This is a genomic window from Pseudomonas sp. GL_093, from assembly GCF_057837605.1.
The window spans coordinates 1,056,489-1,068,390 of the sequence record NZ_CM174448.1; the positions used below are offsets into that span (position 1 = coordinate 1,056,489).

The following is an 11,902-nucleotide window of genomic DNA, read 5'->3' on the forward strand; positions in this document are numbered from 1 at the left end:
ATGAATTTGATGCGCAAGATGATTCTGCAATGCGGCGCCCTGGCCTTGAGTCTGCTGGCTGCCAACGTGATGGCGGCGGTCTCGCCGGAAGAAGCCAACAAGCTTGGCACCAGCCTCACGCCGCTGGGCGCCGAGAAGGCCGGCAACGCTGATGGCTCGATCCCGGCCTGGACCGGCGGCATCCCGAAAAACGCCGGCGCGGTGGACAGCAAAGGCTTCCTGGCTGACCCGTTCGCCAGTGAGAAACCGTTGTTCACCATCACCGCCGCGACGGTCGACAAGTACAAAGACAAGTTGTCGGAAGGTCAGGTGGCGATGTTCAAGCGCTACCCGGAAACCTACAAGATTCCGGTCTACCCGACCCACCGCACCGTGGCCTTGCCCCCGGAGATTTACGAGTCGGCCAAACGCAGCGCACTGAACGTGAACAGCATCAACGACGGTAACGGCCTGGCCAACTTCACCGGCAACCGTTACTACGCCTTCCCGATTCCGAAGACCGGCGTCGAGGTGCTGTGGAACCACATCACCCGCTATCACGGCGGCAACCTGCGACGCATCATCACTCAGGTGACTCCGCAAACGAACGGCAGCTACACGCCGATCCGCTTTGAGGAAGAGATCGCCGTACCGCAATTGATGAAGGAACTGGACCCGGAAAAAGCCGCCAACGTGCTGACCTTCTTCAAGCAATCGGTGACGGCACCTGCGCGTCTGGCGGGTAACGTGCTGCTGGTGCACGAAACCCTCGATCAGGTGAAAGAGCCGCGTCTGGCGTGGATTTACAACGCCGGCCAGCGCCGTGTGCGTCGCGCACCCCAAGTGGCTTATGACGGGCCGGGTACTGCCGCTGACGGCCTGCGCACGTCCGACAACTTCGACATGTTCTCCGGTGCACCGGATCGCTACGACTGGAAACTGGTCGGCAAGAAGGAAATGTACATCCCTTACAACAGCTACAAACTCGACTCGCCGAGCCTCAAGTACGATGACATTGTGAAAGCCGGGCACATCAACCAGGACCTGACCCGTTATGAGTTGCACCGGGTCTGGGAAATTATCGGTACGGTCAAGCCGAGCGAGCGACACATCTACGCCAAACGCCACATGTACCTCGACGAAGACAGTTGGCAAGTAGCGCTGGCAGACCATTACGACGGTCGCGGTCAGCTGTGGCGAGTGGCCGAGGGACACGCTCAGTACTACTACGATCACCAGACTCCGGCCTACACCCTCGAAGCGCTCTACGACATCATTGCCGGCCGATACATTGCCCTGGGAATGAAGAACGAAGAGAAGCACAGTTTCGAATTCGGCTTCGAAGCCAAGGCTGCCGACTACACGCCATCGGCCTTGCGCGCCGAGGGCGTTCGGTAAGGGTTTTGATACATTGGCAGTGCAAAAGGCGACCGGGTGGTCGCCTTTTTTATGGCTGCCAATCAGCGTGCTGAATACTTCTCAACAAGCGGGTTAGAGAGGGCTAGGGTTGCCGGACAATTATAAAAAGGCACGCCGCAATGACCGCCATGATCCCGTGTCTGGACCGTTCTGGATTCCTGCCCCGTCTGTCCACTCACCACCAGTCACGGGCTCGCTTGAGCGAGCCGTTACTGGCCTCCACGGCCCGGGTGAAATTACTTTGCGCGCCGGCCGGCAGTGGCAAGACAGCGCTGCTCGCCGAATGCCTGTTGCAGGCACCAACCCAGTGTCGGGTGCATTGGTTGCCATTGTCTGGCGCGGTGTTGAGCGCGATGGATTTTCGTCATCGTCTGGCAGAGACGCTGGGGCTGGCTACGTCAGGTGAATCTGAGTTGCTGGGGTATCTGTCACGATTGCAGACGCCAACCTGGCTGTTTCTCGATGACTATTGCCGCGTCCCGAACCCCGAGTTGGACTTGCTGCTGGATCGCATGCTGGCGGTCAGCAGTCCGATGTTGACCTGGTGGCTGGGTGCTCGCCGCCGGCCGCCCTGCAACTGGCCAAGGTTGCTGCTCGACGATGAGTTGTACGAGTGCGAAAGCACTTCGCTGGCTTTCACGCCAGGTGAAGTCGAGCAGATATTGCAGCCCTGGGTACCGGAGCAGGCCAGCAAGGTGGCCAGTCGGATCATCCAGCGCACCGGCGGCTGGTGTGCCGGTGTGCGGATTGCATTGCTGCACAAGTGCGACTGGTCGCGTCAGGACAAACCCCTGGGACGGGCAGACACCTTGCTCGATTACCTGGAGCATGAGTTGTTCAGCTCGCTGACGCCTGAGTTGAGCGAGGCCTGGCGCGTGCTGGCGCACCTGCCCCGCTTCAATGCCCGGCTGTGCGATCACCTGTTCGGGGCCGGAGAGGGCGCTCAGTACTTGCGGACCTTGCAAGCGCTGGGCTGTTTTATCGAACCTTGGGGGGACTCCACCGATTGGCTGCAGATATTCACACCGTTCACACAGTTGTTGCGCGATGAGCAATGGCCGGCGGGACGCTCCTGGCATCGGCGTGCCTGCCAATGGTTCTGTACCGAACAGGACTGGAAATCGGGCTTCGAACAGGCATTGCTCGCCGAGGAATACGAAGTGGCGGTCAGCCTGTTGCAGCACTTCAGTTTCGAGCATTTGTTCGAGGAGCAAACGGTGGTGCTGTTGTTGCGTTTGCATGAGCAGCAAGGCGAGGAACTGACGCTGGGCAGCCCGCAATTGGTCGGATTGATTACAGCTGCGCTGCTATTCGCCGGACGTTTCGAACAGGCGACTGCCTGTATCGCTCATTTGGCGCATTTCACGCCTCAACCGTCGACGGTGCTTCAGCGTCAACTGATTGCACGTTGGCAGGCCCTGCAGGGTTGGTTGCTGCATTTACAGGGGCGAATGGAGGCTTCGCGCGCGCACTTTCTTGACGCGTTGAGCGCGCTCGATCCCGAATGCTGGACGGCGCGCCTGATGTGTTTGTCCGGTTTGACGCAACAGGCATTGCTAAGGGGCGAACTCGACGTGGCGCAAGCCCACAACCGCGATGCGCTGTGCCTGGCGCGGGCGCAAGGTTCGCTGGTGTTCGAGGGCCTGATGGAGCTCGATCATGCGCAATGGCTGGAGCAGCGCGGCGCCCCGGCTCGTGCCGAAAGTCTGCTTTGCGACATCGATGAATTGCTCCGCCAGCGTTCGGACCGACCTGCACCTTTGTTGGGGCGGATTGCGTTGCGGCGAGGGCGGTTGGCCTTGTGTATGGGCGCAGACGAGCGCGCTGCCGAGTTCTTTCAGGCGGGCCTGGACGATTGCTTGCGCAACCACGACAAGCGCGTGTTGTATGGGTTTCTGGGTCAGGCCCAATTGGCTGCGAACCAGGGCGATTACGCCCAGGCGTTCGTCCGGTTGCGCGATGCCGAGCGGCTGATGCAACAACGGCACATTCCAGACACGGTCTACCGCGGCGTTCTGCTGCAAGTCAGCAGCCAGCTCTGGTTGCAACAAGGCCGTCCGGAACTGGCACACGAGGCCCTGACCCGCGTGTTGCGCCACTATCGCGGGTCGAATGCTCGGCAGGCACCGCCGGCGACACTGGAGTTGATTCCGCGGATTGAGTATTTGTTGATTCTGGCTGAGGCCAAACTGCAACGGGTGGAGGATCCCTTGGCTCGGCTCACAACCCTGTTTGAACACACGCAAGCGAACGGGATGGTCAGCCTGGAAGCCGAGCTTCTGCTGGCGATGGCCGAGGCGGCCTTCATGATGGGGGACCAGGAGAGTGCCCGGCAGTTTTTCGACAAGGGCGAAGAGAAGGCGAGCCGTTGTAACTTGCAGCAGTTGTTGGCGCAGTTGAATCGGCGTTGTCCCGGTCTCTTGTCAGAACTGCACATAGTTAATGACGAGCCATTTTCTGACAAAGGTATTAATGAGAGTCCACTTAGCCTGAGGGAGTTGGAAGTGCTCGAGTTGATTGCGTCAGGAAATTCGAACCGACAAATAGCCGATAAGTTGTTCATCTCATTGCATACCGTTAAAACACATGTCCGGCGAATTCATGGGAAATTAGGGGTTGAACGCAGGACTCATGCAGTAGCACGGGCGAGAATGCTGGGTTTGTGCGGTTAATTGATTTTTAATAATGTTGTGAATCTGTTTTGATGTCCTGGGTGTTTAATGTTTTGCAAAGGGTTGTGGGTGTTTTTATTGGTTTTGATTGCGTTAAGTTAATTGCACTGGTTTAGGCAGTTTTTCATTGTCTGATTTTTAAAGTGCATTAATGGAATGTGTATATGAGTGTCCAGGAAACAGAGTTGGTACAGAAAAATCTAGGGGAGGTGGTTGAATGTTTTACCGTGCTGGAAGCAGCGCTGAAGAAAACCGCGTCGTTTAAAGAAATCCTGCAAGAGGTTTTGTTAAAGGAACTTCAACAGTTGTTGCCGGAGGTCTACATCAGCAAGACTTATATCAATCCCCGACGTTCAGGCATTGCGAATCAGGAGCCGACCGGTCTGTTCATGGACGTGTTCATGGAATGTTTGAGTCGTGGGCGTGCCCCTGTTTATGACGCGAGTCAGTACGGCGTCTATGACTGGCCCAACTCTTTGGATGAGCGGGACCGGATCGACGGTCTGGATGTGGTTGCTCTGGGTTCGCTGATTGGCGATGTGTTGGGTACGCTGGCGCAAAAATACACGCAAGACCTGGACCGACGCTGGGCCGCGTCTGTGGGCAAGGATGCCAAGGGTCGTGAACTGGGCTCTCGCAGCAGTGACCTGCGCAACTTGTATGCGGCGCTTTTCTGGCAAGAGTTGAAAGCAATGATACAAGTGCAAGAGGTGATGACGGAGGTAGATCTCAGTTTTGAAACTTTACTTTGGGGCATCCCCCAGACCCCGGCTTACAGTCTTTCATTGCAACTCGAAAGTGGACGATTCGCAACGCTGGCCTGTTGTTTTGCCATGCATCTGAGTGGTCAGATCAGCGACGAACTTGTACCTGCCAGCGATGATTGGGTCATCCTTTACACCCCCGCAAAAGGGCTGGAAACGTACCGGACGTCGGCATTGATGCACCGCTCGCTGGAGCAGCGCCTGAGCGACGCTAACAGCCGGGCGCAGTTGCTCAAAGGTGTTTCACTGGAGGACGCCGAACACGTCAGAAGTGCGCCTGATATCCGGTATTTGAAAACCCATGGCGAAATTTTCCAGAACGTCATAGACAATCTGCTGGATAAACAACGGCGTGACGTTGCTTTCGGTCTTCGCCGATTACTGGAGCCGGGCGCGGACCTGCAGAGCGTTGTACGTTCAATTGAGTCGGCTCATGGCCTGAATGAAGTGATCGACGATGCCAAGGGCCGAACCGCCAACCTGCTCGTATTGATTTCAAAAAACGCCCGGCCGCAATGGCTGAAGGACACTTCCACAACCAATCAGGAAGTATTTGCCTCTCTGGAACAGGCGTTGCTCAAAAGCCAGGTGGCATTGCATGAGGCGATGGGGGGGCTCTCCTCATTTCAGGAGTATGTGCGGGGTGTCGTCGCAGAACATATCTCCCAGGGCGATGCCAATCGCGTTGATCCCGATACTGTTTGGGTAGTTGTGAAACACTGGGTGCGTATGGGCACAAGGAACATCGAGCATGTCCAGCGTAAAACCCTGACGCAGCTGTTCATGTACGGTGTGCATGATGCGGCAGGGAAATACTCGATTCAGATCGAAGCCTTCCACAACAATCCACGACTGTCAGTTTCCAACATCGAATACGCCATCCGGCAATTTGATCTTCGTTTGAAATACGCCAATGAACGAAGTCATCGCCTCAACGATCCGCACGTTAGAGAAGCCATGCAGGAAGTATTGGGGCAGCAAACTGCGCTCAGTAACTTCGCAGCGTTACTTCAAAATCATATCAGCCCGAAAGCACAGGACATCTCGCAGCGTTATCTGTTTGGCGATCCGGGAATGGAGGCATGCGGCGTTGCTTTTCGCAGCTTTCTCCGGCCGTTTAAAGACATGATCGTTTATCGTGCAAGAGGCGCAATGCCTGATCATTCGATGCATGTACTCTACGCTCCCGGTGCACCGACGGGGCAGCAATGGTATGAGTTTCCCGATCTGACGGCGTTGAAGCGACAGTTCATCAAATGGGGTTTCGAGCAGCGCGATCGTGACTTCCTGATTGGGCAGACTTTCAGCACCGATCGTGCGGGGTTTGTGAGTAGCTATCTCTCCTTTGTCGAGCCGGCGCCGGTGTTCGAACGGAGGTGGTGGGACGGCATTGCTTTGGTGCAATGGGCGAGCGGGTTGGAAGGCGGGCCGTTCATGGGCGCCATCCATAAAATCATCGACTGGGAAATTGCTGAAGAACAGGTAGTCACACCCGGCTGGTACAGAAAGGCCGCTGTGCAGGATCGCGAGCTTTTCACCAGGTTAAACACGGATTTCAAAGCCATCTACCAAGTATCACAGCATATCGAAACGTTTGCCGTCTTCTCACGAAAAGTGGTCATGAAGGCGTTGAACGATTATCTGCGGCGATCCGGCCCGCATCCGGAAATCGACCCGGATCAGGTGCACGTCAAGTTGCGTGGACACGACTGGATGACACTCACCAATGTGTTCATTCAGTGGCAGATCTGGAGTACTGATGAATATGTGTCGTTCCGCTCCCTGGACAACTCGCCTCTGGGGCGCTTGGATACGGCCGCTGTCACTGCGTTGATCAATTTATTGCCGGGCGAGAAATATGAGCAATATCTGCGGCAGGATTTCCTGACAACACCTTCTTACGATCTCAAGGCGAAGCTTTACTGCAAAACCGTGCAGAACGAAATGCTCAGGGCGGCATTGACGCAAAAAATGCAGGGCGCTCTTTCCGGTGAACACTTCAATTGGCTCAAGGGGCTGATCGAGGGGCTGGATCATGATCGTCCTCACTATCCGGTGCCGTTCCTGACGGGCGTCGCGCCGGGCGAAGGCGTTTATACACTGGCGCTCGAGGGGCGACGGCTGGAGGGCGCCTATACGTTCGGGCGTAATGTGGCAGGCAGATTGGAATACCTGATCTACATTCCGAAAGCACCGGATGGCCTGGCATTTCGTCCCATTGAGTCGTTGACTCAGGGCTTTAAGGGGGGCGTACTGGGCAACCATGTTGTCGGACTTGTCAGGTTGGAAGACAGAGGTGTGGTGAAACGTTATGTCGACAACTGCCGCGACGCTCCAAGTGCCTTGCCGACGCCAAGGTTGCAAGACAGTTACGCTGTGACCCACTTCAAGTTCGAATACAGCAGTATGGTGTCGCGGCTTATCTACGACGTCGACTATCAGACGAGCACGCATGGGGAAATTTTCTGGCGTAATGTGATGGTCGGTGCAGAGCTGGTGGTGGATGTCATCTCGCTGTTTGTCCCTCCAGTTGCTCTGGTGGCCAGCGTCCTGCGTATCACGCGTTCGATCGTTCAAGGTGTGATTGCTTACAGCCTGGGCGATGAAGATGCCGGCAAAGCCCATCTCACCTCGGCCTGGAGAAGCGCCATCCTCTTGTATGTGGGCATCGTCGCGGGGGCCGGCACGTCGACTTCGGCGGTGGGCCTGTTGTCGCGGATCACGGACATCTCGCAAATCGTGTCGACCGCGACCGGCGTTCAGGTGGGCGTCGACTATGTCACTGCGATGACGTCCAAGTACGTGATCTCGGACAGTGAAACCCGAATCATAGGCTGACTTAGCGGGGGGAAGCCGTTACTCGGGCTGATACCCCATCCGCCAGCTCACGGCCCGCGTCGCAGCCAACAACCGCCGCGCCGCCGGGCCGTTTTCGTCGGCGTGAAACAATGACGCCGGGCCGACAATGGTCATCACCGCCGCAACATGCCCGACAGCATTGAACACCGGCGCTGACAAAGCATCGACCCCCGGCATCAGCAAACCATGCACATGGTGCAGACCGCGTTCGCGGATCTGTTCGCACAACGCCGCATAGGCTTGATCGTCCGCCAGCGCATGTGAAGCGCTGCTTTGCAGTTCCTGTTCGCGCAAATCGACGGTTTCACGCTTCGGCAGATAGGCGCCGAACACCAGCCCTGTTGAAGAGCTGAGCAACGGCAACACCGAACCCAATTGCGTCACCACCGTCACCGCGCGCACCGCCGGTTCGATATGCACCACGGTCGCACCCTGATTGCCCCACACCGCTATAAAGCAGGTTTCATTCAGATCGTCACGCAACTCGGCCAGGGGCAGGGCGCCGACTTTCAGCACGTCCATACTGTTGAGTGCGGCGAGACCAACGCGCAAGGCTTCGCGGCCCAGACCGTAGTGGTTGGTAGCAGCATTCTGTTCAGCAAAACCGCTGGCAATCAGCGCCTGTAAATAGCGGTGAACCTTGCTCGCCGGCATTTGCACGTGTTCAGCCAGGCGCGACAGTGAAGTCGATGGCGATAACTCGGCCAAGGCCTTGAGGATGTCGGTGCCGACCTCGGCCGAGCGGACTTTCTGTTTATCGTTGCTGCGCGGCGTTTCCATGGAGGCGGTCTGATCCCGGGACGAATGGGCGTCTTTATAGCTTGACGGTCAATACCAATCAAATTACGTTAAGCGTAATCGAATTACGATAAAAATAACCCAGGCGTGCCGAGACCTCTTCAATGGAGCAACGGGCCATGCCTACTCCCTGTTCAGGAGGCTCCATGAACCTCGATTCAACGGCGCCCGAGCTGGCTTATCAGTCCGGCTTCGGCAACGAATTCAGCAGTGAAGCGTTGCCCGGCGCACTGCCTGTCGGCCAGAACTCCCCGCAAAAAGCCCCGTACGGTCTCTACACCGAATTGTTCTCCGGCACTGCGTTCACCATGGCTCGCAGTGAAGCGCGGCGCACCTGGATGTACCGCATTCAACCGTCGGCCAATCACCCTGCGTTCGTCAAACTGGATCGGCAACTGGCCGGCGGCCCGTTGGGTGAAGTGACACCCAACCGCCTGCGCTGGAATCCGTTGGACATCCCGACCGAGCCAACCGATTTCATCGACGGGCTGGTGAGCATGGCCGCCAACTCGGGCGCGGAAAAACCGGCCGGGATCAGCATCTATAGCTACCGCGCAAACCGCTCCATGGAGCGCGTGTTTTTCAACGCCGATGGAGAACTGCTGCTGGTGCCTGAGCTGGGACGCCTGCGCATCGCCACCGAACTCGGCGTGCTTGAACTGGAGCCACTGGAAATCGCCGTGCTGCCACGCGGTCTGAAATTCCGCGTCGAACTGCTCGACCCACAAGCTCGCGGCTACATTGCCGAAAACCACGGCGCGCCGCTGCGCCTGCCGGACTTGGGGCCAATCGGCAGCAACGGCCTGGCCAACGCGCGGGACTTCCTGACCCCGGTCGCTCATTACGAAAACCTCAAACAACCGACCACTCTGGTGCAGAAATTCCTCGGCCAGTTGTGGGGCTGTGAGCTCGATCATTCGCCGTTGAATGTGGTCGCCTGGCATGGCAACAACGTGCCGTACAAATATGACCTGCGTCGTTTCAACACCATCGGCACGGTCAGTTTCGATCATCCGGATCCGTCGATCTTTACCGTCCTGACGTCGCCGACCAGCGTCCACGGTCTGGCCAATCTGGACTTCGTGATCTTCCCGCCACGCTGGATGGTCGCCGAGAAAACCTTCAGGCCACCGTGGTTCCACCGCAACCTGATGAACGAATTCATGGGCCTGATCAAGGGCGAGTACGACGCCAAGGCCGAAGGTTTCGTGCCCGGCGGTGCGTCCTTGCACAGTTGCATGAGCGCCCACGGGCCGGATGGCGAAACCTGCACCAAGGCGATCAACGCCGAACTCGCGCCAGCGAAAATCGACAACACCATGGCCTTCATGTTCGAGACCAGCCAGGTGCTGCGCCCGAGCCGTTTCGCGCTGGATTGCCCGCAACTGCAAAACAACTACGATGCCTGCTGGGCCACGCTGCCCGCCACTTTCGACCCGACCCGGAGATAACCCATGACTCAGACTTCCATCACTCGTAGCTGGGTTGCCTCCGCCAACGGCCATGCTGATTTTCCTCTGCAAAACCTGCCGCTGGGCGTGTTCAGCGTGAAGGGTTCGGCACCGCGCAGTGGCGTGGCCATTGGCGAACATATCTTTGATCTGGAAGCTGCACTGGACGCTGGCTTGTTCGATGGCGTCGCAAAAACTGCAGTTGAAGCCACCCGTGGCGGCCAGTTGAACGCGTTCTTCGAACTGGGTCGTGATGCTCGCGTTGCCCTGCGCGAACGCCTGCTGGAACTGTTCAAAGAAGGCAGCACGCTGCACGGCAAGATCGAAGCCCAAGGTGCAAAATTGCTGCCACTGGCGGCGAATTGCGAGATGCACCTGCCAGCGAAAATCAACGATTACACTGACTTCTACGTCGGCATCGAGCACGCGCAGAACGTCGGCAAACTGTTCCGTCCGGACAACCCGTTGCTGCCGAACTACAAGTACGTGCCGATCGGTTATCACGGCCGCGCTTCGACCATTCGCCCGTCGGGCACCGATGTCCGCCGTCCGAAAGGCCAGACCCTGCCGGCCGGTCAGACCGAGCCGACGTTTGGTCCATGTGCACGTCTGGATTACGAACTGGAGCTGGGCATCTGGATCGGTCAGGGCAACGAGATGGGCGACTCGATCGCCATCGGTGACGCCGCCGATCACATCGCCGGTTTCTGCCTGCTCAACGACTGGTCGGCGCGCGACATTCAGGCTTGGGAATACCAGCCACTGGGGCCATTCCTGTCGAAGAGTTTCATCACCAGCATCTCGCCATGGGTGGTGACTGCCGAAGCGCTGGAACCGTTCCGTCGTGCTCAGCCGGCACGTCCAGAAGGCGATCCGCAGCCGCTACCGTACCTGTTCGACAAGCGCGATCAAGCCGCTGGCGGTTTCGACATCGAACTGGAAGTGCTGCTGCTCACCGAAGGCCTGCGCGAGCAAAAACTGCCGGCCCATCGCCTGACCCTCAGCAACACCCAACATATGTACTGGACCGTGGCGCAAATGGTCGCGCACCACAGCGTCAACGGCTGCCAATTGCAGGCCGGTGACCTGTTCGGTTCGGGCACCTTGTCGGGGCCTGAGAACGGTCAGTTCGGCAGCCTGCTGGAAATCACCGAGGGCGGTAAAAAGCCGATCGAACTGGCGTCGGGTGAGGTACGGAAATTTCTTGAGGACGGCGACGAAATCATCCTGCGCGCACGTTGCAGCCGTGACGGTTTTGCCTCCATCGGCTTCGGCGAATGCCGTGGCAAAGTGTTGCCGGCGCGCTAAGAGGATCGGGTCATGGAACTCTATACCTACTACCGTTCGACTTCGTCCTATCGGGTGCGCATTGCGTTGGCGCTCAAGGGCCTGGATTACCAGGCGCTGCCGATCAATCTGATCGCACCGCCAGGTGGCGAACATCGACAGCCGCCGTATCTGAGCATCAATCCGCAAGGCCGAGTACCGGCCTTGCGCACTGACGAAGGTGAGCTGTTGATCCAGTCGCCGGCGATCATCGAATACCTGGAAGAGCGTTATCCACAGGTGCCGCTGCTCTCCAAAGACCTCGCCGCTCGCGCCCATGAGCGTGGTGTGGCGGCGGTGATTGGTTGCGACGTGCATCCGCTGCACAACGTCAGCGTGCTCAATAAACTTCGGCAGTTGGGGCACGATGAACCGCAAGTGGTGGAGTGGATCGGGCACTGGATCAGCCAAGGATTGGCGACGGTGGAGCAGTTGATCGGCGATGAGGGTTATTGCTTTGGCCCGACGCCTGGGCTGGCGGATGTTTACCTGATTCCGCAGCTGTACGCGGCCGAGCGCTTCAGCATTTCACTTGAGGCGTATCCGCGGATTCGTCGAGTGGCGGCGTTGGCGGCGACGCATCCGGCGTTCATCAAGGCGCATCCGGCGAATCAGCCAGACACCCCTTAAAAAC

7 protein-coding genes are annotated in these 11,902 nt (G+C 57.9%); 6 read left to right on the forward strand and 1 reads right to left on the reverse strand.

Annotated elements, in window-relative coordinates; translation table 11 throughout:
* Positions 1-9: 9 nt before the first annotated feature.
* The 3 genes from AC3IUE_RS04665 to AC3IUE_RS04675 all read left to right on the forward strand — a co-directional run bounded on the left by AC3IUE_RS04665 (position 10) and on the right by AC3IUE_RS04675 (position 7,672).
* Positions 10-1,377 (forward strand): DUF1329 domain-containing protein, encoded by a 1,368-nt coding sequence (locus AC3IUE_RS04665; RefSeq protein WP_489265836.1) that lies wholly within the window; start codon positions 10-12, stop codon positions 1,375-1,377.
* A gap of 140 nt (positions 1,378-1,517) precedes the next feature.
* Positions 1,518-4,070 (forward strand): LuxR C-terminal-related transcriptional regulator, encoded by a 2,553-nt coding sequence (locus AC3IUE_RS04670; RefSeq protein ID WP_489265838.1) that lies wholly within the window; start codon positions 1,518-1,520, stop codon positions 4,068-4,070.
* Between the two features lie 164 nt (positions 4,071-4,234).
* Positions 4,235-7,672, forward strand: coding sequence for a dermonecrotic toxin domain-containing protein (locus AC3IUE_RS04675; RefSeq protein ID WP_489265840.1), 3,438 nt, complete (start codon positions 4,235-4,237; stop codon positions 7,670-7,672).
* An 18-nt stretch (positions 7,673-7,690) separates the two neighbouring features.
* Here the strand turns inward: AC3IUE_RS04675 and AC3IUE_RS04680 are convergent, their stop codons facing one another.
* The gene (locus tag AC3IUE_RS04680; protein ID WP_489265842.1) at positions 7,691-8,473 is read right to left on the reverse strand and encodes an IclR family transcriptional regulator; all 783 of its coding nucleotides are present in this window, start codon (positions 8,471-8,473) and stop codon (positions 7,691-7,693) included.
* Between the two features lie 164 nt (positions 8,474-8,637).
* Here AC3IUE_RS04680 and hmgA point away from each other — a divergent pair, with 164 nt between their 5' ends.
* From hmgA to maiA, 3 genes are read left to right on the forward strand one after another with little or no spacing between them, the layout of a single operon-like run.
* Positions 8,638-9,942 carry a homogentisate 1,2-dioxygenase gene (gene hmgA, locus AC3IUE_RS04685; protein ID WP_415757888.1) on the forward strand — a complete coding sequence of 435 codons (1,305 nt, stop codon included), beginning with the start codon at positions 8,638-8,640 and terminating at the stop codon, positions 9,940-9,942.
* A 3-nt stretch (positions 9,943-9,945) separates the two neighbouring features.
* Positions 9,946-11,250 carry a fumarylacetoacetase gene (fahA, locus tag AC3IUE_RS04690; protein ID WP_489265844.1) on the forward strand — a complete coding sequence of 435 codons (1,305 nt, stop codon included), beginning with the start codon at positions 9,946-9,948 and terminating at the stop codon, positions 11,248-11,250.
* Between the two features lie 12 nt (positions 11,251-11,262).
* A complete protein-coding gene (gene maiA / locus AC3IUE_RS04695) occupies positions 11,263-11,898 on the forward strand; it encodes a maleylacetoacetate isomerase (RefSeq protein WP_489265846.1) in 636 nt (211 codons plus the stop codon).
* The last annotated feature ends 4 nt before the right edge of the window (positions 11,899-11,902 follow it).